Genomic DNA, 22,313 nt, shown 5'->3' on the forward strand with positions numbered 1-22,313 from the left:
GGAGGTCGAAGCCCTGCGCGCCGCCGGGATCGAAGTGCATATCGTGCCCGGCATTACGGCGGCGCTCGGCTGCGCGGCCTCGGCGGGCGTGCCGCTGACCCATCGCGACCACGCCCAGAGCGTCACCTTCATCACCGGCCACGCGAAGGACGGCGATCATTCCAATCCGCTGATGCTCGACTGGTCGGCCCTGTCGGCGCCGAACCATACGCTCGTCGTCTATATGGGCGTCGCCACCGCGCATGAGATCGCCAGCCGCCTGATGCGGCATGGCCGCGCCGCCGACACGCCGGTGCTGATCGTCGAGAACGGCACGCGCCGCGATGAGCGCCGCACCCCCGCCACGCTGGCGACGCTGGAAGCCGCCGTCGCAGCGGTCAAGGGTCCGGCCCTTTTGGTCATCGGCGAGGTCGCCTCGCTCTATACATCCGACGCGCATTTAAGCGGCGTCATCGAACAAGCCGCAAAGGTGAACGCATGAAGCTCCTGACCGCCAACCGTCTCAGCGACGGCCTGACGATCTGGTACACGCCGCAGGGATGGGTGGAGGACGCCGCCCACGCCGCGCGGCTTGACGACGCCGAGGCCGAGGCGCTGCAAAAGACGTGGGCCGCGCGTGAGACCGAGGTGGTCGGCGTCTATCTGATCCCGCTGAAGGCCGACGGCGCGCCGGTGCAACGCGAACATGTGCGCGAATTCGTGCGCGCCAACGGCCCGACCATCGGGGCGACCGCCGACGCCCTGGCCCGCCAGTTCCAGCGCGCCGACATCTTCGAGGACTAAGCATGTATCAGTACGACGCCTTCGACCACGCCTTTGTCCGCGACCGCAATGCCGAGTTCGCCGATCAGGTCGCGCGCCGCTTGTCGGGCGAGATCACCGAGGACCAGTTCAAGCCGCTGCGGCTGATGAACGGCCTCTATCTGCAACTGCACGCCTATATGTTGCGCATCGCCGTCCCCTATGGCGTGCTGTCCTCGAAGCAGGTGCGCAAGCTGGCCCATATCGCGCGCACCTATGACCGCGATTTCGGCCATTTCACCACGCGCCAGAATTTGCAGTTCAACTGGATCAAACTGGCGGACGCGCCGAAGATCCTCGAAGAACTGGCCGAGGTCGAAATGCACGCGCTGCAAACCTCCGGCAACTGCATCCGCAACACCACCACCGACCAGTTCGCCGGCGCCGCAAAGGACGAACACGAAGACCCACGCCCCTGGGCCGAGCTGATCCGGCAGTGGTCGTCCAACCACCCGGAATTCACCTTCCTGCCGCGCAAGTTCAAGATCGCCATCACCGGCGCCGACCGCGACCGCGCCGCCGTGCGCGTCCATGACATCGGCCTGCACGCCAAACCGGAAGGCTTCGACGTCTATGTCGGCGGCGGGCTTGGGCGCACGCCGAGCCTCGGCCATTGCATCAAGACCGGCCTGAAGGGCGAGAACCTGCTCAGCTATCTTGAAGCCTGCCTGCGCGTCTATAACCGCTACGGCCGTCGCGACAATATCTACAAGGCGCGCATCAAGATTCTGGTCGCCGCCTTGGGCCCTAACGAATATGCGCGTCAGGTCGAGGCCGAATGGGCGACGCTGGACAAAAGCCGCATTGACGCGCCGACCGCCGAGATCGACCGCATCAGGAGCTTCTTCCCCGCCCCTGCGTGGAAGACCGGATTCGACGAAGCCGCCTTCGCGCGCGCTAAGACCGCCGATCCGGGCTTTGCGCGCTGGCTGCGCAACAACACCCTGGCCCACCGTCAGGACAATCACCTGTCGGTCACTGTGTCGCTGAAACCCGCAGGCGCGCCGCCGGGCGACGCCTCGTCGGCGCAGATGGACCTGCTGGCCGATGTTGCGGACCAGTATGGCTACGGCGAACTGCGCGTCTCGCACGAGCAGAACATCATCCTGCCGCACGTCGCCAAGGACGATCTCTATGCGCTCTACAGCCGCCTCGACGCGGCGGGTTTGGGAACGGCCAATGGCGGCAAGATCACCGACATGATCGCCTGCCCCGGCCTCGACTACTGCTCTTTGGCCAATGCGCGCTCGATCCCGCTGGCGCAGGACATTTCCAAACGCTTCGAGGATGCGCAGCTCACCGATAAAATCGGCGATCTGTCGATCAAGATTTCCGGCTGCATCAATGCCTGCGGCCACCACCATGTCGGTCATATCGGAATCTTAGGCGTCGATAAGCAGGGCGTGGAATTCTATCAGATCCTGCTCGGCGGTCGCGCCGACGAAAACGCCGCGCTTGGCGTCATCACCGGCAAGGGCCTGTCCGCCGAAGCCGTGCCCGACGCCATCGAGCGCGTCGTGCAACTCTATCTGAAACTGCGCAAGGACGAGGGCGAGCGTTTCATCGACGCGCTCGAACGTCTGGGTCGCGAAGCCTTTGCGGAGGCCCTGCATGAGCCGGCCTAATTCTTCCTATGAGCCTCAACTGGTCAACCGCGCGGGCGATCCTCTGCCCGCGGGTGAGATCGAAACGCTCGATTTCGACCGCGCCGTGACGGAGCTGGACGGCCTTAACGGCAGCTATGCGGTGACGATCCAGCCCGGTCAGAACGTGCGCGAACTCTTGCCCTTCGTCGAGCATATCGCCCGTTTCGACATCGCCTTTCCCGGCTATCGCGACGGACGCGGCTATTCGAGCGCGCGCATCCTGCGCGAGGCGGGCTTTACTGGCGCGATCCGCGCGGTCGGCGACGTGCTGCGCGACCAGCTTTTTTACATGCTGCGCTGCGGCTTCGATGAGTTCCTGATCAAGGACGCCGCCCCCTCCGAAGCGATCCGCGCCGCCGCCCAACGCTATGCCACGACCTATCAGAGCGCGGCCGACGCCGCCCTGCCCGTCTGGGCCTTGCGTCATCCCGTGACGGTCTGACCATGACCGTCCTGATCGATGTCCTGAAAGACCAGCAAAGGTCTGTGAACGGCCAGCGCGCCGTCGAACTGAGCGCGCAATACGAAGGCTGGACCGCGCAGGACATTCTGCGCGACGCCATTCGCAACCAGTTTTTCGGCCAGATAAGCCTGTCCTCGTCCTTTGGCGCGGACTCCGCTGTGCTGCTGCACATGATCGCGCAGATCGACCCGAACCTGCCGGTCATCTTTCTCGACACCGAGCGGCACTTCTTCCAGACCCTGCAATATCGCGATGAACTGGCCAAACGCCTGGGTTTGACCAATCTGATCAATCTGCGCGCAGACGCGGACGAGGCGGTGAATGAAGACGCTAAGGGCACGCTGTGGCGCACCAACCCGGACGCCTGCTGCGATTTGCGCAAGGTGCGCCCGCTGGCGCGCGAAATGGAGCGCTACGGCGCCTGGATTTCAGGCCGCAAGCGCCACCAGAGCGCGACGCGCGCGGGCCTGCCGGTCGTCGAATGGGATGGACGCCATTTCAAGGTCAATCCGCTGGCGGCCTGGACCGCCGACGATATCGCCGCCTATTTCCAGAACCACGACCTGCCGCCGCACCCGCTGGTCGAGCAGGGCTTTTTGTCCATCGGCTGCTTCACCTGCACCAAGCCGGTCGCAGCGGGCGAGGACGCGCGCTCAGGCCGCTGGGCGGGCGCCGAAAAGGTCGAATGCGGCATCCACACGCCCATCTATGCAGGCGACGGCATCTGAGCGCTATTTACGCGACCAGACCTGCGACTTGCAGAACACCTTCATCACGCAGCCTTGCAGCTTCAGCGCATTGCCGGTGACCGTGGCCGAACCGTCATAGGTCTTGTCATTGTCGGGATCGGTGACCTGGCCGACATACTGGCCGCCCATGCCTTTGAGGACGCCGATCTGCTTGCCGGCGTGCTGGCCGTCCATCAGGGTGATGCAGAACTTGTCGGTCTGACACGGTGCGATATGGGCGGTTGTGCCTTTAAGCGTCAGCCAGTCGCCCTCAATGGGTTGGGCCGCCGCGGCGCTGCCCGCCAGCATTAAAAAGGCGGCGCCCGTCAACATGGTGATCCGCAACATCCGCATTCTCCTGTTTTTAACGTCGCCTCATGCGATCTGTTGCGCAAGAGTAACTAAGCTTGACGATTACGTACAATAAATTCGCTGAATTGACGTGCGCGTCAACAAAAAACTTGACCCTCTGGTCAAGTGTGCAATCATCTGGCGACGGCGCCGATGGAAAAGAGCGCCTACGTAAGAGATCAACCAGGTGGAATTGCCGCAGGAGCAAACGAATATGACCGCCTTTAAAACCGCCGCCTCGGCGCTCGCCCTCGCGCTGGGCGCAACCCTTGTAATGTCCGGCGCGGCGCACGCCTCCGGCTTCTATTTGCAGGATCTGTCCGCCAAGCAGGCGGGCAACGCCTATTCCGGCGCCGCCTCGGCGCAGGGCGCGGACGCCCTGTGGTGGAACCCTGCCTCGATCGCCAATGTGAAAACCAAAGAGCTGACCTTCGGCGCCGCCTATATCAACCCTAAAGGGTCGGTGAACGACAACGGTTCGGTCATCGTGCGTCCGGGTCAGGCGCCCGCCTCGATGGGCGGCGCTGCCACCGCTGACGGCCCGATCAAGAACGGCGTGCTGCCGAACGTCTCCTTCGCCATGCCGCTCACCGACCGCATCGCCTTCGGCGTTTCGGTGACCTCGCCCTTCAGCTTCGAGACCAATTACGCCACCGATAGCTGGGCGCGCTACAACGCCACCAAGACCCGCCTCACCACGGTCGATATTCAGCCGACCCTCGCCTTCAAGGTCACGGACTGGCTCGATCTCGGCGTGGGGCTTAATGCGGAATACACCAAGGCGACCCTGGCCAACCAGATGCCGAACCTGAGCGCCGCCCTGCCCGACGGCAGCCTGCTGCTGGAAGGCGACGGCTGGGACACGGGCTATTCGCTGGGCGCCCAGGCGCACACCGGCAATCTCGTCGTCGGTCTTAGCTACAAGTCCGCCGTCAAGCACCAGTTGAACGGCACGGTCAACATCACCGGCCTGCTCGGACCGCTGGCCGCCGTCAATATGTCCAAGGGCGGGGTGAGCGCGACCTTCTCGACGCCGTCGCAACTGATCCTCGGCGCCACCTTGCAGGCGACGCCGAACCTGGCCCTGCATGCTCAGGCCATCCAGTTCGGCTGGAGCAAGTTCGACTATATTACGCTCGGCGCGCCTTTGAGCGAAGCCATGCCGGAAGATTATCGCGACACCACATCGGTGGCGGTCGGCTTCGACTATACGATCAACCCGCAATGGACGATCCGCGCGGGCGTACAGACCGACCCGACTCCGACGCGCGACGATCACCGCGATGCGCGCGTGCCGGATTCCGACCGCGTCGATTACGCCATGGGCGCGACCTGGCAGGTCACGCCGACCTTCGCGCTCGACGCCGCCTATACCTATGTCGCCTTTAACAAGACCAAGCTGAACTACACCACCGCCGCCTATTATGGCACGGCGGCGCAGACCAATATGGTCTTCAACGGGACAATGAACAACGCCAAGGCCAATGTGCTGATGATCGGCGGTCGTCTGAGCTTCTGATCAAGGTCCGAGTTGCTATAAAAAACGCCGACGGATCGCTCCGTCGGCGTTTTGTTTATCAGGACGTCTGACGCTTATTTCTTGGCTTTCGCGTCCGTTGCGGGCGTCGCAGCCGGGGCGGCGGGCGCAGGCGCATTGAGATCCTTGACCGGGATCGTCACGTCGCAGACCGAAAAGTCCGCGCCCTTGTCCTTGCGCACCGCATCCAGCACAGTCTGGAACTGCGGCGCCGACGTATCCATGATTTCGAGTTTAGGGCGGTCGGCGGCGGGCATATCGGCCAGCACCTGCACCTTGGTCATCTTGTCCGGATCGACCGGCGGCTCGCCGATCTTGATCTTGCGCACCACGTCCTGACCCTGAATGACGACGCCGACGGCGGTATAGCCCTTGTCGAGCGACGCATTGGCGCCGCGCATCAGGAAGAACTGGCTGTTATTGCTGTTCGGATCATAGGAGTGCGCCATACCGACCACGCCCTGACAGAATTGCGGCCACAGATCGACCTTGCCGTCCTTCGACATCGGAAACAGCGCATCGACCTGGCTTTCCACCGGCAGGGCGCCGACAAAACCGATCAGCGAACCGGTTGGACGCGCAGCGACGGCGAACGGAAAATCCGGGCCGCGGCGAATTTTGAATTCCGCCTTGACGTCCGGCAGGGTCGAGCCGCCCGTGCCGTCGCCCTTGGGATCGCCGGTCTGATCCATGAAATCTTCGATGACGCGATGGAAGGTCAGGCCGTCATAAAAATGCTGACGGGTCAGGGTGATCAGGCGCTCCGTCGATTCCGGCGCCAGCAGCGGCGACAGCTCGACCACGATGCGGCCCTTGGTGGTGTCGATGACCAGGGTGTGCTCGGCGTCAGGCGCGCGATAACCGGGATCGAGCGCCTGCGCGCCGCCTGCCGACATCGCCAGCAAGGCCACAGCCGCCCCAATGCCACCCCTGGCAACCGCCATGACCTTCTTTTTCATCGCCGTCATATATTCATCCCGTTCATTTTGACATTCCGACGCGCGCCAGCAAGCGTGTCTCGACGCTGGGGCTCACGAACGGCGTGATAGTGCCGCCCAATTGGGCTATTTCTTTGACCAGACGCGAAGCAATGGCCTGATGGCGCGGATCGGCCATCAGGAACACCGTCTCCAGCTCACGATTAAGCTGCTGGTTCATGGCTGTCATCTGAAATTCGTACTCGAAGTCCGCCACGGCGCGCAATCCGCGGATGATGACGCCCGCGCCGACCTCCTGAGCGAAGTGCATCAGCAGGCTGGAGAAGGGACGAACCTCGACCCGGTCGCCAAGATAGGCGACCTGTTCGGCGATCATTTCGACGCGCTCATCGACGGTGAACATCGGCCCCTTGCCGATATTCTGCGCCACGCCGATCACCAGCTTATCGACCAGTTTGACCGCGCGACCGATAATGTCGCTGTGGCCGTTGGTGATCGGGTCGAACGTGCCCGGATATAGGCCGATCCGCATGGGCGTCCTCCTGAGCGCGGTTTAAGCTTCGCCTTCGGGCGTCGGCGCGTCCGCATCCTCCGCCGCCTCGGCGTCGCCGGAGTCCGGCAGGCGCTCGACCGAAACCACCCGGTCGTCGCCGACGCGGAAGATGGTCACGCCCTGCGTATTGCGGCTGGCGATGCGCACGGTCGAGATATTGGTGCGGATCAGTTGCCCGCCCGAGGTCACCAACAGCAGCCCGTCCGTCGCCTCGATCGGGAAGGAAGCCGCCAGCCTGCCGCCGCGCTTGCTCAGGTCGATGGCGACAATGCCCTGCCCGCCCCGGCCGGTGCGGCGATAATCGTAGGAGGACGACCGCTTGCCGAAGCCGATATCGGAAATGGTCAGGATAAATTCCTCATTGGCGGCCAGCTCGGCAAAGCGCTCATCGCTGAGATCGCCCGCCTCCGCCGCCTCTTCCTCGTCCTCAGCCACGGCAGGCGCCTCGTCGGCCTCATCGCCCGTCATGGCGCGCAATTGCGCCGCGCGCTTCAGATAGGCGGCGCGCTCGGCTGGGGTGGCGTCAACGCGCTTGAGGATGGCCATCGAAATAACCGCATCGTCGCCCTGCAGACGCACGCCGCGCACGCCGGTCGAGTCGCGGCCCTTGAACACGCGCACCTCATCGACCGCAAAGCGGATCGAGCGTCCGGCGGCGGTGGACAACAGCACGTCATTGTCTTCGCTGCAGAGGGCCACGCCGACAATGGCGTCGCCCTCGTCCAGCTTCATGGCGATCTTGCCCGCGCGGTTGACATTGACGAAGTCGGAAAGCTTGTTGCGGCGGACATCGCCGGAACGCGTGGCGAAGATGATGTCGAGCCCGTCCCAGGCCGCCTCGTCCTCAGGCAGGGCCAGGATATTAGTGATCGTCTCGCCGCTGTCGAGCGGCAGGAGGTTCACAAAGGCCTTGCCGCGCGATTGCGGATTGCCGAGCGGCAGGCGCCAGACCTTCAGCTTATAGGCCTTGCCGCCCGACGAGAAGAACAGCATCGGCTGGTGCGTGGTGGCCGAATAGACGCCGGTGATCGCGTCCTCGTCCTTCATCGCCATGCCGGCGCGGCCCTTGCCGCCGCGATGCTGCTCGCGATAGGCGTTGAGCGCGGTGCGTTTGACATAGCCCGAATGGGTGACGGTCACGACCATGTCCTCGCGCGGGATCAGGTCTTCGTCCTCGATATCGCCCTCAGCCTCATTGATCGTGGTGCGGCGCGGAATGGCGAACTGGTCGCGCACGGCGATCAGTTCCTCGCGTACGATGGCGATGATGCGCTCGCGCGACGACAGGATAGCCAGATATTCGGCGATGGCGTCGGACAAGGATTTTGCCTCATCGCCGATTTCGTCACGGCCCAGCCCGGTCAGACGCGACAGGGTCAGCGCCAGAATCGCCCGCGCCTGCTCCTCGGTCAGGCGAACATTGCCGCCGTCCAGCACGATGGAACGCGGATCGGCGATCAGCCCGACCAGAGGCGCCATGTCGCCCGCTGGCCAGACGCGCGACGTCAGGCGCTCGCGCGCCTCGTTCGGATCGGCGGAGGAACGGATGATATGGATGACTTCGTCGATATTGGCGACCGCGATGGCCAGACCGACCAGCACATGGCCGCGGTCGCGCGCCTTGTTGAGGTCGAAACGCGTGCGACGGACCACCACCTCTTCGCGGAACTCGACGAAGATTTCCAGCAGTTCGCGCAGGCCCATCTGCTGCGGACGACCATGGTTCAGCGCCAGCATGTTGACGCCGAACGAGGTTTGCAGCGCCGTATAGCGGTAAAGCTGGTTCAGGATCACATCGCCTGAGGCGTCGCGCTTGAGTTCGACCACCACGCGCATGCCCTGACGGTCGGATTCGTCGCGGATATCGGCAATGCCCTCAATGCGCTTGTCGCGCACCAGTTCGGCGATATGCTCGATCATCGCCGCCTTGTTCACCTGATACGGAATCTCGGTGATGACGATGCCTTCGCGGTCCTTGCGCAGGCTCTCGACGCTGGCCTTGCCGCGCATCACGACCGAGCCGCGACCGCCCAGCAGGGCCTGACGCGCGCCCGAACGGCCCAGAATCTCGCCGCCGGTCGGGAAGTCCGGCCCCGGCACGATGTCGAGCAGTTCTTCGGTCGTCACCGCCGGATTGTCGAGCAGGGCCACGCAGGCGTCGATGACTTCGCCAAGATTGTGCGGCGGAATATTGGTCGCCATACCGACCGCGATGCCGCCCGCGCCATTGACCAGCAGGTTGGGAATCCGCGACGGCAGCACGACCGGCTCTTCTTCCTTGCCGTCATAGTTCGGCTGGAAATCGACCGTGTCCTTGTCGATATCGGCCAGCATCGGCATGGCCGCCTTGGCGAGACGACATTCGGTATAACGCATGGCGGCGGGCATGTCGCCATCGACCGAGCCGAAATTGCCCTGACCGTCGATCAGTTGCAGGCCCATCGAAAACGGCTGCGCCATACGCACCAGGGCCATATAGATGGCCGAATCGCCGTGAGGGTGCAGGCGACCCATGGTGTCGCCGACCGGACGAGCGCATTTGACGTAGGATTTTTCCGGCGTGAAGCCCGATACGTCCATCATATAGAGGATGCGGCGATGCACAGGCTTGAGGCCATCGCGCGCATCGGGCAGGGCGCGCGAGACGATCACGCTCATCGCATAGTCGAGATACGAACGCTTCAGCTCGTCCTCGATGGCGACAGGGCTGATCCCCGCCGGCAAATGCCCCCCGTTCGGCCCCTCGCCCTGAGTCTCGTCGGTCGTATCGGTCATATATTCAATATCTTAGAGTTAAATCACAGCCCGCAGAGAAGGCGCGTTACCGCCGCGCGAAAGACCTAGAAAGGGATTTCGTCGTCGAGATCGAAATTCTGCGCTGGGCCGGAAGGCTGCGCGCGCGGGCCGCTCGACGCCGGAGCGCCGCCCCCGCCGCCATAGGAGTCTTCGTAATCATTATAGCCGCCCGACGATCCGCCGCCCGCGGACGCGCCGCCACCTTCGCCGCGACCGCCCAGCAGGGTCAGTTCGCCGCGGAACTTTTGCAGCACGACTTCGGTGGAATATTTCTCGACGCCGTTCTGATCGGTCCATTTGCGCGTTTGCAGCGAGCCTTCGATATAGACGCTGGAGCCCTTGCGCAGATACTGCTCGGCGATCTTGGCCAGATTGTCGTTGAAGATGACGACGCGGTGCCATTCGGTCTTTTCCTTGCGCTCGCCGCTCATCTTGTCGCGCCAGGTTTCCGAGGTGGCGATGGTCAGGTTGGCCACGCGGTCGCCGGAGTTGAGGGTGCGAATTTCCGGGTCACGGCCCAGATTGCCGACCAGAATAACCTTATTGACGCTGCCAGCCATCGTAATCTTGCCTTTTGTCGTTATGCGTAGGGTCGCTCATCATAAAGCGAGTCGAACGGGCCACACTAGAATCTTAACGCGTCCAAGCCAAGGCCTGCGCGACGCTTTACGCGATAAGCTCCACAGAAGGTTAATTTACTTCTTTTGCGGCAGGTCTTTGGGGATATTGACCGTCTGGGGGCCGCTCGGCGCGTTGTCTTCCTCGACCACCGTATTGAAGCCGACAAGGCGTTCCTCGCCGGGCGCCTTGACCAGGAAGGGGAAGGCCGGACCTTCATAATGCTGGCCGGAGCGCACCTCGGTATTGGTCGCAAACAGGAACATGCCCATATAGGAACCGTCCGTCTCCGGTCCCGCCGTGCCGGTCTTTTGCAGGTCGCGGCGCAGGTTGTAGAGATGTACGGCGCAGTGTTCGAGGTCCGGCACCTTCGTGGCCAGCACGTTGAACTTGACCTCTTTCGGCGTCGGATGGCCGATGAAGTAGCATACGCCCGGCTCATCCGGGCTTTTGACCTGCGGCGTGCAGCCGCCCAGCGCCAAAGAGGCCGCAAGGCCTGTAAGGGCCGCTATGCTGATGACCAGACGCCGCATCGGAACTCCCCGTTCTCGCTTATCTCGAAGCCCGATTTAACCACGATCCGCGCATCCACGCCAAGCAAAAAGCCGTTAGCGCGTTTTCTGCGGCGGCGGCGAAGCGGCGCAGGAGGTTAAGAGAGGAATCCACAGATAAGCACAGATGTTCAGGATGACGACACGCTACCGCTATCGGTTAGGGCTTTCCCGACCTTAGCGGGCCGAAGGCCGTTTATCGTGTGTCTCACCAGCGATAGCGGTAGCGTGAAATCCATCCTGAACATCTGTGCTTATCTGTGGATTCCTCCCTTAAGCCATCACCTCAGCCACGAATGCAAAAAAAGCGGCCCCTTTCGGAGCCGCTTTCTCGTTATGCGATCTTGGCCTCGGCCTTTTTCTGGATGGCCAGTATCTCGTTCGGCATCACCTCGACAAAGGCTGACAGCGCATGCTCCCAGTCGTCGAGTATGGCCTGCGCCTTGGGCGACAGGGTGCGGTCCAGATGCGACCGGATCAGGTCTTTCAGGCGCGCGACATGGCCGTCATGCACCGGACGCAGGGTGATGCTTTCCGGGTTGACGTGCGAGGCCAGACGGCCATCGGGATCATAGATCCAGGCCACGCCGCCGGTCATGCCCGCGCCGAAGTTCGAGCCGACGCCGCCGAGGATGACGACTTCGCCGCCGGTCATGTATTCGCAGGCGTGCGCGCCCACGCCTTCCACCACCGTCGTCGCGCCGGAATTACGCACCGCAAAGCGCTCGCCGACCGTGCCGGCGATGTAAAGCTGACCAGAGGTCGCGCCGTAGAGAAGCGTGTTCCCCGCCAGCGCCTGATTTTCGCTCCAGACCTTCGGACGCACCACGATGACCGCGCCCGACAGGCCCTTGCCCACATAGTCGTTGGCTTCGCCGATCAGATTGATCGTCAGCCCCTTGACCGCAAAGGCGCCCAGGCTCTGGCCCGCCGAACCCGACAGCTCCAGCGTCAGATGGCCTTCGTCGAGCGTCGAGCCATACTTGTTGACGATGGCCGACGAGGTGCGGGTGCCGACGGCGCGCATGGTGTTGCGCACCGCATAGGTCAGTTGCATCTTCTCGCCGCGATCCAGCAGGAAGGCCGCGTCCTGAACGATCTTGGCGTCCAGCGTATCGGCCACCGCGTTGATCTGGTCCGCGGGCGTGATGGTCGCCTTGGGATCGAGATCGACGCGCACCAGCAGAGGGTTGAGGTCGAGATCGTCGAGATGGGCGCCGCCGCGCGACACCTGATAGAGCAGATCGGTGCGCCCGACCGCTTCCTCAAGGCTGCGCAGGCCGAGCGAGGCAAGGATTTCACGCACCTCTTCGGCGATGAAGGTGAACAGGTTGATCACCTTGTCCGGCGTGCCGGTGAACTTGGCGCGCAGGCGCTCGTCCTGCACGCAGACGCCCACCGGACAGGTGTTCGACTGGCACTGACGCACCATCAGACAGCCCATGGCGATCAGAGACGCCGTGCCGATGCCGAACTCCTCCGCGCCGAGCAGGGCGGCGATGACGATATCGCGGCCGGTGCGCATGCCGCCATCTGCGCGCAGACGGATCTGGCCGCGCAGATTGTTGAGCGTCAGCACCTGATGCGCTTCGGACAGGCCCAGTTCGAACGGCAGGCCGGCGAACTTGATCGAGGACAGGGGCGAAGCGCCCGTGCCGCCGACATTGCCCGCCACCAGAATGGCGTCGGCCTTGGCCTTGGCGACGCCTGCCGCGACCGCGCCGATGCCCGACTGCGACACCAGCTTGACCGTGACGCGGGCGCGCGGATTGATCTGCTTCAGATCGTAAATGAGCTGCGCCAGGTCTTCGATCGAATAGATGTCGTGGTGCGGCGGCGGCGAGATCAGGCCCACGCCCGGCGTCGAATGGCGCATACGGGCGATGAACTCGGTCACCTTGAAGCCGGGCAATTGCCCGCCTTCGCCGGGCTTGGCGCCCTGCGCGACCTTGATCTCGATTTCTCGGCACTGGTTCAGATATTCCGCCGTGACGCCGAAGCGGCCCGAGGCGATCTGCTTGATGGCCGAGTTCGGATTGTCGCCATTGGGACGGCGCTGATAGCGTTCTGGGTCTTCACCGCCCTCGCCCGACACCGAGCGCGCGCCGATGCGGTTCATGGCGATGTTCAGCGTCTCATGCGCTTCGGGGCTGAGCGCGCCGAGCGACATGCCGGGGGTGACGAAACGCTTGCGGATCTCATTGACGCTTTCGACCTCGTCGATCGACACCGGCGTCTGCTGCGCGCTCCAGGCCAGCAGGTCGCGCGGGCTGGTCGGATGCGTTTTCGACATCTGGGCCACGGCGGTCGAGTATTTCTTGAAGGTCTCGTAATCGCGGCGCGTGGTGGCGTCCTGCAACAGGTGGATCAGGCGCGGCTGATAATAGTGCGTCTCGCCCGCGGCGCGCAGCTTGTAGAAGCCGCCGATCTGGATCGCCGGGCGCTTGCTTTGATAGGCCTGAGCGTGCAGGGCCATCAGCTTCTGCTCGATGCCAGAAAGGCCGATGCCTGAGATTCGCGAGGTCACGCCGGGGAAGTATTCCGCCACCAGGGCGCGCGACAGACCCAGCGCCTCGAACTCATACCCGCCGCGATACGACGAAATGACCGAAATGCCCTTCTTGGCCAGGATCTTCATCAGACCGGCCTCGATGGCCTTCTTGTAGTTGAGGAAGGCCTTGTGTTCGTCCATGCCCGGATAGCGGCCCGTGGCCAGACGCTCCTGCAACAGCTCCAGCGACAGGTACGGGTTGATCGCGGTCGCGCCGACGCCGACCAGCACCGCAAAGGCGTGCGGGTCCATGGCTTCGGAGGAACGCACCACGATCGACACGAAGGAGCGCAGCCCCTTCTGCACCAGACGCGAATGCACGGCGGCGGCGGCCAGGATCATCGGCGCGCCGATGCGATCCGGCCCGATGGCCTCGTCGGTCAGCACGATCATCGAGGCGCCGTCCTTAACGGCGGCCACGGCCTGATCACGCAAGCCTTCGACGGCGGCTTTCAGCGTTTCGCCGGACTTCACGCCTTCCGCCGGAGCGGCGAAGGTGGCGTCCAGCACAGCGACCTTGCCCGCCGAGTCGAATTTGATCATCCGCTCGTACATCAAGGTGGTCAGGAACGGGCTTTCCAGCACGAACACGTCGGTCTGGGCCTCGTCCTCGGCCAGGATGTTGCCGAGATTCTTGAAGCGGGTGCGCAAGGACATGCCCTGCGCTTCGCGCAACGGGTCGATCGGCGGATTGGTGACCTGGGCGAAGTTCTGACGGAAATAGTGCGCCAGCGGACGCCATTCGTTCGACAGCACGGCCATGGGCGTATCGTCGCCCATTGAGCCAAGCGCCTCCTTGCCGTCCTTGACCATCGGATCGAGCACGGCGTCGAGGTCTTCGAGCGTAAAGCCCGCCGCGACCTGACGGCGCGTCAGGTCTTCGCCGTGCAGGGCGCGCGGCTCGGCGCCCGGCGCGATCAGGGGCTCCAGCTCGATCATGTTTTCGAGCCAGCCCTTATAGTCGTGCTTCTGCGCCAGGGCGTCGATGATCTCGTCTTCCGCAAACAGCTTGCCCGCTTCGAGATCGACCGCGATCATGCGGCCCGGCGCGATATGGATACGGCGCGCGACGCGCTCCTCAGATACGCCGGTCATGCCCGCTTCGGAGCCGACGATCAACAGACCGTCCTTGGTTTCCGACACGCGCAAGGGACGCAGGCCATTGCGGTCCTTGCCCGCGATCACCCAGCGGCCATCGGTGGCGCAGACGGCGGCCGGGCCGTCCCACGGCTCCATCACCGCGTTGCAATAGGCGTAGAGCGCCTTGTTCGCCTCGGAGACATTGGCGTCCTTGGCGGCGGCTTCGGGGATCAGCAGCGCCTTGGCCATCGGGGCCGAACGACCGGCGCGCACCAACAGCTCGAACACATTGTCGAGCGCGGCTGAGTCCGAGCCGCGCGGCTGGATCACCGGCTTCACGTCCGCCGCCTGATCGCCGAAGGTGGCGGCGGCCATGCGGATTTCGTGCGACTTCATCCAGTTGATATTGCCGCGCAGCGTGTTGATCTCACCATTGTGCGCCAGCATGCGGAACGGCTGGGCCAGACGCCATTCCGGGAAGGTGTTGGTCGAGAAACGCTGGTGGAAGATGGCCACCGACGAGACAAATTCCGGGTCTTTCAGATCGAGATAGAAGTCATCGACCAGTTCGGCGCGGAACATGCCCTTATAGATCAGCGTCTTGGCAGAGAAGGAACACAGGTAGAAGTCGCCGAGATTGGCGTCGTCCACGCGCTTTTCGATGCGGCGGCGACACAGGAACATGGCGCGCTCCAGCGCCTCGCCCTCAAGGCCTTCCGGCGCGGCCAGCATGATCTGTTCGATCTCCGGGCGCGTCGCCGAGGCGCGCTCGCCCAGTTGCGCAACATCGACCGGCGGCTGGCGCCAGCCATAGAGGTAGAAGCCAGACCGCAGGATTTCTGACTCCACGATGGTGCGCGCGGTTTCCTGCGCGCCGAGGTCGGTGCGCGGCAGGAAGACCTGGCCGACCAGAATCGGGCCGGGGCGCGGCTTATGGCCGATCTTTTCGATCTGCTTGCGGAAAAAGGCCTGCGGCACATTGATCATGATGCCGGCGCCGTCGCCGGATTTGCCGTCGGCGTCAACCGCGCCGCGGTGGAACAGGGCCTTGAGCGCCTTGACGGCCAACTCGACGACATCGCGGCGCGGCGCGCCGTCGATCGAACAGACGACGCCGACGCCGCAAGCCGAGATTTCCGTCTCAGGATCGTAGGCGTTGGCCTCGATCAGGCGCTGGCGTTGCGATTGGTAATGCTTAAACGAGTCAAACTGGGTCATGATTATTCCGCGGCTCCCACGCTCAGGGCCTCGCTGTTGGCGTTGGCCGCCGACAGCGCTTCGGTTTGCAGGTAATGGTGAATGTCGGCGGCGGCGTCCTGGCCTTCGCGCACGGCCCAGACGACCAGCGAGGCGCCGCGCACGATGTCGCCAGCGGCGAACACGCCCGGCACCATCGACTGGAACTCGCCCGCCATGGTCTTGATCGTGCCCCAGCGCGTGACCTCAAGCCCCGGTTCGTTGAACAGGACGGGCAGGTTTTCCGGCTCGAAGCCCAGTGCCTCGATGATCAGGTCGGCGGGCAGATCGGCCTCGGCGCCGTGAATCTCTTCGACGGCCTGACGGCCCTGCGCGTCCGGCGTGGTCAGACGCATGCGCTGGATTTTCAGGCCCTCGACGCTGTCGGCGTCGCCCAGCACCGCCTTGGGAGCGGACAGCCATTCAAAGCGTACGCCCTCATCCTCGGCATTGGCGACCTCGCGGTCGGAACCCGGCATATTGGCGCGGTCGCGGCGATAGACGCAGGTGACGGACTTGGCGCCCTGACGGATCGAGGTGCGCACGCAGTCCATGGCCGTATCGCCGCCGCCGATCACGACGACATTCTTGCCCTTGGCGTTGAGACGGCCATTATCGAAATCGGCGATCTGGTCGCCGAAGCCGACCTTGTTGGCCGTGATCAGGAAGTCGAGCGCGGCGACCACGCCCTTAGAGCCGCAGCCCGGAACCGACAGACGGCGCGCCTTATAGACGCCGGTGGCGATCAGGATGGCGTCGTGCTTGTCGCGCAACTCCTCAAAGGCGACGTCCTCGCCGATATTGACATTCAGCGCGAATGCGACACCCGAAGCCGCCAGACGGTCGGTGCGGCGCGCCACGACCTCCTTTTCCAGCTTGAACGACGGGATGCCATAGGTCAGAAGCCCACCCGCGCGGTCATGGCGGTCATAGACCGTGACCTTGTAGCCGAGCGTACGCAGACGGTCCGCGGCGGCGATGCCCGCCGGGCCGGAGCCGATAATACCGATAGATTGCGGACGCTCGACGACCGGCGTGATCGCTTCGATCCAGCCCTCCTCGAACGCCTTGTCATTGATATAGCGCTCGACCGCGCCGATGGTGACGTTTTCCCAACCCGACTGCTCCAGCACGCATGAGCCTTCGCATAATCTGTCTTGAGGGCAGATGCGTCCGCAGATTTCCGGCAGGGTCGAGGTCGCCGACGAAATCTGCCACGCCTCCTCGATGCGGCCCTCGGCGGTCAGGCGCAGCCAGTCGGGGATATTGTTCTGCAACGGGCAGCCATGCTGACAGAAGGGCACGCCGCACTGGGCGCAGCGCGACGACTGATGCGACGCCTCGTTCGGTGTGAAGTCGGCATAGATCTCGCCGAAGTTGGTTACGCGTGTCTTCGCGTCCGACTTCTTCGGGGTCTTTTTGACTTCAACCACAAAACGGTTCGTATCCATAAGCATAGCCCTTACTTGCCGGAGACTCCGGCTGCGACCGGAAACGTCCGGCCCCGCATCTTTGGCGCCTCATGTCTTTCCCAAAAGTGGCGACCACTTTTTGGCATGAGGCTCGCGCGTGCTTTTGCTAAAAGCGCAAAAGTCCCGCAAAGAAAAGTCTTAATCTCGCGCCTGCGGCATATTTGCCATGTTTTCGGTCATTATGACAAAATTGCCGTTTTCGTATCATTCGATACTATGGGGCGCAGATCTAAACATGCAAACCCCCTCGGCTGATCCTTGAGACGACGTTCAGGTCTTGCCTGTCCGCCGGGCCTCCGGTCAATCGCGAGGGGGAGATTTGGTCAGCGCTGCAATCTAACAGATTATCCGTGCAGCGTCTCCCCGTGTTGCGATTGATCGAGGCCCTCGATCTCCTGCTCCTCTGTGACGCGAAGGCCTGTTGTCGCCTTGCATGCCATGAGGATCAGGAAGCTGACCACCGCGCTCCAGGCGATCACGGCGATCAGGCCGATCAACTGTTTGAGCACGCTGGCGTTCGCGCCCGCCGTATTGATCGCCGGATCGGCGAACACGGCTGTCAGAAGCGCGCCGGTGAAACCGCCGACCGCATGGACGCCAAAGGCGTCGAGCGAGTCGTCGTAACGGAAGAAGTTCTTCACATAGGTCGAGGACAGGTAGCAGATCGGACCGGTGCTCAGGCCGATGAACAGGGCGCCGGTCGGATTGACGAAGCCCGCCGCCGGGGTGATGGCCACCAGCCCCGCGATCATGCCCGACACCATGCCTAACAGGGTCGGTTGCTTGCGCTCGATCCATTCCGGCACGGTCCAGCCGATGGCGCCCGTCATGGTCGCCAGGATGGTGTTGAGCGCGGCGACGGCGGCCAGGCTGTCGGCCTTCCATTCGGAGCCCGCATTAAAGCCCAGCCAGCCAACCATCAGCATGGCCGCGCCGATCATGGTGTAGCCGAGATTGTGCGGGGCCATATTGTCGCGCCCGAAGCCCTTACGCTTGCCGATGACTAGACAGGCGACCAGACCCGCGACGCCGGAATTGACGTGAACCACGGCGCCGCCCGCGAAGTCCAGCACGCCCATCTGAGCAAGGAAACCGCCGCCCCAGACCCAATGGCAGACCGGCGCATAGACGAAGACGCTCCACAGGGCGATGAACAGGCAGAAGGCGGAGAACTTCATGCGCTCGACCACGGAACCGGCGATCAGGGCCGGGGTGATGATCGCGAAGGTCATCTGATAGGCGACCCACAGATATTCCGGCAGTTGCGGCGCGGCGGCGTAGGCGGTGTCAAGCCGCACCCCGTGCAGGCCCAGGGCGTCGAACGAACCGAGGACGGCGTTGACCGCAGCGGAGCCGTTGACGCCGAAAGCCAGAGAATAGCCGATCAGCGCCCAGATCACAGCGGCGATCACCGTCACGGCGACCGACTGCGCCATGGTCGCCAGCAGGTTCTTCTTACGCACCATGCCGCCATAGAACAGCGCCACGCCCGGCAGGGTCATGAACAGAACCAGCGCCGTCGAGACCAGCATCCACGCCGTATCGCCCGAATTCAGGACAAGCATCGCCTGATGCGCCAGAAGCTGGGGCGCAGGCGTGCTCAGACTGGTCAACAGGATGGCCACAGGCGTCAGGTCTCCAAACAGGTTAAATCAGGTCACAGCGCGACAGGGCGCGAAGCCTAAAGCGCTTCGTGTGAAACCGCGAATTGTGACGGATCGCGGCCTCATAGCAGGATGGAACGTGTTTTAAAAGTCAAACCTTCCGACAAATCAGGCTATTTTTCGGAAAATTTCCTAACACGGCTTCACGATGCCGTCACAATTGGCAATGCGGCGTCATTTCGGACGCCCCGCCCTACGCCGTAAAGCCGATCACCGCAGCGACGATCTCGTCCTGTACGGCCTCGGACAGGTAGGGGCTGAACGGCAGGCTGATCACCGTCTTCGCCTTGGCTTCCGAGACGCCGAGATCGCGTGTCCCGCTGGTGAACATCGCATAGCCGGGCTGTTCGTGCAGCGGGATCGGATAATAGACCGCCGTAGGAATGCCCTTGTCGCGAAGGTGCGCTTGCAGGCCGTCGCGGTTGTCATGCTCGATCGTGTACTGCGCCCAGGTCGAGACATAACCGTCCCTGACATAGGGCGTGCTGATCACATGCCCGGCCAGTTTATCGTTGTAGCGCGCGGCGACCATTTGCCGCAGCGCGATTTCCTCGCCGAAAATGGCCAGCTTTTCCAGCAGCACCGCCGCCTGAATCGTATCGAGGCGCGAATTCATGCCAATGCGCACATTGAGATACTTGGCTTCGTGAATATAGTTGCGCTCGGCCACATCCGTCGCCGTCGCGCCGCCATGGACGCGGAACGAGATCATCCGCTCCATCAGCGCATCGTCATTGGTCACCACCGCGCCGCCGTCGCCATAGCAGCCGAGCGGCTTGGCCGGATAGAAGCTGGTCGCGGTCGCGACGCACCAGTCCAGCGACTGCACCCCGTCAATCGTGCCGCCAAAGCCCTGCGCGGCATCCGAAATCAGATGCAGACCGTGCTTTTTGGCAATCGCCGAAAGCGCCGGATAGTCCGCGGGCTGACCGAACAGATCGACCGCGATGATAGCGGCGGGCTTCAAACGCCCTTCGACCTTCACCGCTTCAATGGCCTCATCGAGCTTGAGCGGATCGATATTGTAGGTGTCCGGCTGGATATCGACGAAGACCGGCTCGGCGCCGGTCATCGGCACGACTTCCGCCGTGGCGACGAAGGTGAAGCTAGGCACAAACACGGCGTCCCCCTTGCAGACGCCCAGGCCCAGCAGGATCAGCTCGATCGCGTCGGTGCCGTTGGCGCAGCTCAGGGCGTGCTTCGCGCCCGCGAATCTGGCGAGGTCCGCCTCAAAGGCCCTGACTTCAGGGCCCATAATATAGGCGCCGTGCCCGATGACCTTGAGGACGGCGCTTTCGATCTTCGCGCCGATGCGCTCGCGCTGCGTCCCCAGATCAATGAACGGAATAGCCATACGGATCACCTTCTTGAATATCGGCGCGCGAGAAAACGCGCAATCGGGCTTTACTACACCCGAAGGAAATCGCATCTCAAAAGGCATTTCCCAAGGTTTCAGAAAATACCAATAAAGACCGCGCCGCACAGGGTGACATCGAGCATATGTCTGACTATATAGAGGCGGCGAATATCCCGGTTGTTATCGCTACCATATCGGCCTATAGAGCCGCATAGCGTCAAACCAGAACAGTCCTAAAAGGAGACATCGACATGGCGGACGGCAACGTCTTCGGCAATCTGATCAACGGCGAGTGGGTGAAGGGCGACAAGACCTTCAACGACATCAACCCGTCGGACACCAATGACGTCATCGGCGTTTACGCCCAGGCGGGCGAGGCCGAGGTGCAGGCCGCGATCAAGGCGGCGCGCGAGGCGTTCGAAACCTGGCAGTATTCGACCCCGCAGCAGCGCTTCGACGTGCTGGACGCGGCGGGCAGCGAGATCCTTGAGCGCAAGGCCGAACTGGGCGCGCTTCTGTCGCGCGAAGAAGGCAAGACTCTGCCGGAAGGCATTGGCGAAGTCACCCGCGCCGGTCACATCTTCAAATATTTCGCCGGTGAAGCCCTGCGCGCCCACGGCGAGGTGCTGGACTCGGTCCGTCCGGGCGTCAAGGTCGAGATCACCCGCGAACCGGTCGGCGTCATCGGCCTGATCTGCCCGTGGAACTTCCCGATCGCCATCCCGGCCTGGAAGATGGCCCCGGCCATCGCTTTCGGCAACACCGTGGTGTGCAAGCCCGCCGAGCTGACCCCGGCCTGCGCCTGGGCTCTGGCCGACATTCTGCACCGCGCCGGCCTGCCCAAGGGCGTGCTGAACGTCGTGTTCGCGCGCGGTTCGGTCGCCGGTCCCCTGATGATTGACGGCTGCGACGCCATCTCCTTCACCGGCTCGGTGCCTACGGGTACGCGCGTACGCGACCAGGCCGTCGCCAAGGGCAAGCGCGTCCAGTGCGAAATGGGCGGCAAGAACCCAGTCGTGGTGCTGGACGACGCCGATCTGAACATTGCCGTCAATTCGGTGCTGAACTCATCCTTCTTCTCGTCCGGTCACCGCTGCACGGCCTCGTCGCGCATCATCGTCACCGAAGGCATCGCCGATAAGTTCGTCTCCGAACTGGCCAAGGCGACCGCCGCGATCAAGGTCGGCGACTCCAGAGCTGCGGGCGTCCAGATGGGCCCGATCGCCTCGCAGGAACAGCTCGATATCGCGCGCAAGGCCGTCGCCAAGGCCAAGGAACAAGGCGGCGCCGTCGTCGCGGGCGGCGAAGACCTGACCTTTGGCACGCCCGGCTATTATTACGCCCCGACCCTGATCGACAAGACGACCCCGGACATGGAGATCAACAAGGAAGAGGTCTTCGGGCCGGTCGCCTCGGTCATCCGCGTCAAGGACCTGGAAGAAGCGATCAAGGTCGCCAACGACACCGAGATGGGCCTGTCGGCGGGCATCTGCACGACCTCGCTGAAGTCGGCGGAAACCTTCAAGCGCCGCATCCAGTCGGGCATGGTCATGGTCAACCTGCCGACCGCGGGCGTTGACTACCACGTGCCGTTCGGCGGCCGCAAAGCCTCCAGCTTCGGCCCGCGCGAACAAGGCGCCTATGCGGTGGAGTTCTACACCATCGTCAAGACGGCCTATATCCAACCGTAAGACGTCAGCGACACTTTCAAATACCAGAACGGCGCTTCCTTAACCGGAAACGCCGTTTTTCATGTCATAATTTCAAAGTAAACCTCGCGTGGTCTACCTTCACGCGCGAAATATTCCGCCTTGCACTCCGGCAGGTATTTCAAAAAAATTTTATATTCCTCCCGTGCATCCGGGGCAGCCTGACTGAGCTTGTATATGCGTATGGTATATGGTGGCTCAATACCGTTTATATCGCCCCATACAATTGAATCGATGAGGGCGTTGAGATTGCGTCCATGCC

18 protein-coding genes are annotated in these 22,313 nt (G+C 63.2%); 7 read left to right on the top strand and 11 right to left on the bottom strand.

All coding sequences use genetic code 11. From position 1 onward, the window contains the following. The 5 genes from ACTHLA_RS12480 to ACTHLA_RS12500 all read left to right on the top strand — a co-directional run. On the top strand, window positions 1–481 hold a 481-nt coding region (locus tag ACTHLA_RS12480), incomplete at its 5' end, for a uroporphyrinogen-III C-methyltransferase (protein WP_440189612.1). Then, window positions 478–783 (top strand): DUF2849 domain-containing protein, encoded by a 306-nt coding sequence (locus ACTHLA_RS12485; RefSeq protein ID WP_440189615.1) that lies wholly within the window; start codon window positions 478–480, stop codon window positions 781–783. The genes ACTHLA_RS12480 and ACTHLA_RS12485, both read left to right, overlap by 4 nt. A 2-nt stretch (window positions 784–785) precedes the next feature. Then, window positions 786–2,426: a nitrite/sulfite reductase gene (locus ACTHLA_RS12490; RefSeq protein ID WP_440189618.1), complete on the top strand. Its 1,641-nt coding sequence runs from the start codon at window positions 786–788 to the stop codon at window positions 2,424–2,426. Further along, the gene (locus ACTHLA_RS12495) at window positions 2,413–2,889 is read left to right on the top strand and encodes a DUF934 domain-containing protein (RefSeq protein ID WP_440189621.1); all 477 of its coding nucleotides are present in this window, start codon (window positions 2,413–2,415) and stop codon (window positions 2,887–2,889) included. Before ACTHLA_RS12490 ends, ACTHLA_RS12495 begins: the two co-directional genes overlap by 14 nt. Before the next feature lie 2 nt (window positions 2,890–2,891). Further along, window positions 2,892–3,638, top strand: a complete 747-nt coding sequence (locus ACTHLA_RS12500; protein WP_440189624.1) for a phosphoadenylyl-sulfate reductase — start codon at window positions 2,892–2,894, stop codon at window positions 3,636–3,638. A gap of 3 nt (window positions 3,639–3,641) precedes the next feature. Here ACTHLA_RS12500 and ACTHLA_RS12505 read toward each other — a convergent pair whose 3' ends face one another. Beyond that, on the bottom strand, window positions 3,642–3,986 hold the full coding sequence (locus tag ACTHLA_RS12505) for a DUF2147 domain-containing protein (protein ID WP_440189627.1): 345 nt from the start codon (window positions 3,984–3,986) through the stop codon (window positions 3,642–3,644). A 217-nt stretch (window positions 3,987–4,203) separates the two neighbouring features. Here ACTHLA_RS12505 and ACTHLA_RS12510 point away from each other — a divergent pair, with 217 nt between their 5' ends. Then, the gene (locus ACTHLA_RS12510; protein ID WP_440189630.1) at window positions 4,204–5,508 is read left to right on the top strand and encodes an OmpP1/FadL family transporter; all 1,305 of its coding nucleotides are present in this window, start codon (window positions 4,204–4,206) and stop codon (window positions 5,506–5,508) included. A gap of 74 nt (window positions 5,509–5,582) precedes the next feature. On the opposite strand, the gene ACTHLA_RS12515 is transcribed toward ACTHLA_RS12510, so the two are convergent. The 9 genes from ACTHLA_RS12515 to ACTHLA_RS12555 form a co-directional block, all read right to left on the bottom strand. Continuing rightward, entirely contained in the window at window positions 5,583–6,494 is a 912-nt protein-coding gene (locus ACTHLA_RS12515; RefSeq protein ID WP_440189633.1) for a peptidylprolyl isomerase, read from the bottom strand. A 13-nt stretch (window positions 6,495–6,507) separates the two neighbouring features. Continuing rightward, the gene (coaD, locus tag ACTHLA_RS12520; RefSeq protein ID WP_440189636.1) at window positions 6,508–6,996 is read right to left on the bottom strand and encodes a pantetheine-phosphate adenylyltransferase; all 489 of its coding nucleotides are present in this window, start codon (window positions 6,994–6,996) and stop codon (window positions 6,508–6,510) included. A 21-nt stretch (window positions 6,997–7,017) separates the two neighbouring features. Next, window positions 7,018–9,792 carry a DNA gyrase subunit A gene (gene gyrA, locus ACTHLA_RS12525; protein WP_440189639.1) on the bottom strand — a complete coding sequence of 925 codons (2,775 nt, stop codon included), beginning with the start codon at window positions 9,790–9,792 and terminating at the stop codon, window positions 7,018–7,020. A gap of 65 nt (window positions 9,793–9,857) precedes the next feature. Beyond that, window positions 9,858–10,373: a single-stranded DNA-binding protein gene (gene ssb, locus ACTHLA_RS12530; RefSeq protein ID WP_440189642.1), complete on the bottom strand. Its 516-nt coding sequence runs from the start codon at window positions 10,371–10,373 to the stop codon at window positions 9,858–9,860. Between the two features lie 135 nt (window positions 10,374–10,508). Then, on the bottom strand, window positions 10,509–10,964 hold the full coding sequence (locus ACTHLA_RS12535) for a hypothetical protein (RefSeq protein WP_440189645.1): 456 nt from the start codon (window positions 10,962–10,964) through the stop codon (window positions 10,509–10,511). A 352-nt stretch (window positions 10,965–11,316) separates the two neighbouring features. Beyond that, entirely contained in the window at window positions 11,317–15,831 is a 4,515-nt protein-coding gene (gltB, locus tag ACTHLA_RS12540; protein ID WP_440189648.1) for a glutamate synthase large subunit, read from the bottom strand. Between the two features lie 2 nt (window positions 15,832–15,833). Further along, on the bottom strand, window positions 15,834–17,300 hold the full coding sequence (locus ACTHLA_RS12545; RefSeq protein ID WP_440189650.1) for an NAD(P)-dependent oxidoreductase: 1,467 nt from the start codon (window positions 17,298–17,300) through the stop codon (window positions 15,834–15,836). 365 nt (window positions 17,301–17,665) lie between these two features. Beyond that, window positions 17,666–18,886, bottom strand: coding sequence for an ammonium transporter (locus ACTHLA_RS12550; protein WP_440189662.1), 1,221 nt, complete (start codon window positions 18,884–18,886; stop codon window positions 17,666–17,668). Window positions 18,887–19,178: 292 nt separating this feature from the next. After that, window positions 19,179–20,339 (bottom strand): DegT/DnrJ/EryC1/StrS family aminotransferase, encoded by a 1,161-nt coding sequence (locus tag ACTHLA_RS12555; protein ID WP_440189653.1) that lies wholly within the window; start codon window positions 20,337–20,339, stop codon window positions 19,179–19,181. Window positions 20,340–20,593: 254 nt separating this feature from the next. Here ACTHLA_RS12555 and ACTHLA_RS12560 point away from each other — a divergent pair, with 254 nt between their 5' ends. After that, a complete protein-coding gene (locus ACTHLA_RS12560) occupies window positions 20,594–22,033 on the top strand; it encodes an aldehyde dehydrogenase family protein (RefSeq protein ID WP_440189656.1) in 1,440 nt (479 codons plus the stop codon). Window positions 22,034–22,092: 59 nt separating this feature from the next. On the opposite strand, the gene ACTHLA_RS12565 is transcribed toward ACTHLA_RS12560, so the two are convergent. Then, window positions 22,093–22,313 (bottom strand): barstar family protein (locus ACTHLA_RS12565; protein ID WP_440189659.1); only part of this gene is annotated, 221 nt, incomplete at its 5' end.

This window comes from Asticcacaulis sp. (assembly GCF_051956075.1).
In the GTDB taxonomy this organism is placed as follows: domain Bacteria; phylum Pseudomonadota; class Alphaproteobacteria; order Caulobacterales; family Caulobacteraceae; genus Asticcacaulis.

Bases quoted from the DNA above. Each gene is read 5' to 3' on its own strand.
- ACTHLA_RS12545 (WP_440189650.1), bottom strand. From the start codon at position 17,300: ATGGATACGAACCGTTTTGTGGTTGAAGTCAAAAAGACCCCGAAGAAG.
- gltB (WP_440189648.1), bottom strand. From the start codon at position 15,831: ATGACCCAGTTTGACTCGTTTAAGCATTACCAATCGCAACGCCAGCGC.
- ACTHLA_RS12550 (WP_440189662.1), bottom strand. From the start codon at position 18,886: ATGCTTGTCCTGAATTCGGGCGATACGGCGTGGATGCTGGTCTCGACG.
- ACTHLA_RS12560 (WP_440189656.1), top strand. From the start codon at position 20,594: ATGGCGGACGGCAACGTCTTCGGCAATCTGATCAACGGCGAGTGGGTG.
- ACTHLA_RS12490 (WP_440189618.1), top strand. From the start codon at position 786: ATGTATCAGTACGACGCCTTCGACCACGCCTTTGTCCGCGACCGCAAT.
- ACTHLA_RS12510 (WP_440189630.1), top strand. From the start codon at position 4,204: ATGACCGCCTTTAAAACCGCCGCCTCGGCGCTCGCCCTCGCGCTGGGC.
- ACTHLA_RS12500 (WP_440189624.1), top strand. From the start codon at position 2,892: ATGACCGTCCTGATCGATGTCCTGAAAGACCAGCAAAGGTCTGTGAAC.
- ACTHLA_RS12505 (WP_440189627.1), bottom strand. From the start codon at position 3,986: ATGTTGCGGATCACCATGTTGACGGGCGCCGCCTTTTTAATGCTGGCG.
- ACTHLA_RS12515 (WP_440189633.1), bottom strand. From the start codon at position 6,494: ATGACGGCGATGAAAAAGAAGGTCATGGCGGTTGCCAGGGGTGGCATT.
- gyrA (WP_440189639.1), bottom strand. From the start codon at position 9,792: ATGACCGATACGACCGACGAGACTCAGGGCGAGGGGCCGAACGGGGGG.
- ssb (WP_440189642.1), bottom strand. From the start codon at position 10,373: ATGGCTGGCAGCGTCAATAAGGTTATTCTGGTCGGCAATCTGGGCCGT.
- ACTHLA_RS12555 (WP_440189653.1), bottom strand. From the start codon at position 20,339: ATGGCTATTCCGTTCATTGATCTGGGGACGCAGCGCGAGCGCATCGGC.
- ACTHLA_RS12485 (WP_440189615.1), top strand. From the start codon at position 478: ATGAAGCTCCTGACCGCCAACCGTCTCAGCGACGGCCTGACGATCTGG.
- coaD (WP_440189636.1), bottom strand. From the start codon at position 6,996: ATGCGGATCGGCCTATATCCGGGCACGTTCGACCCGATCACCAACGGC.
- ACTHLA_RS12535 (WP_440189645.1), bottom strand. From the start codon at position 10,964: ATGCGGCGTCTGGTCATCAGCATAGCGGCCCTTACAGGCCTTGCGGCC.
- ACTHLA_RS12495 (WP_440189621.1), top strand. From the start codon at position 2,413: ATGAGCCGGCCTAATTCTTCCTATGAGCCTCAACTGGTCAACCGCGCG.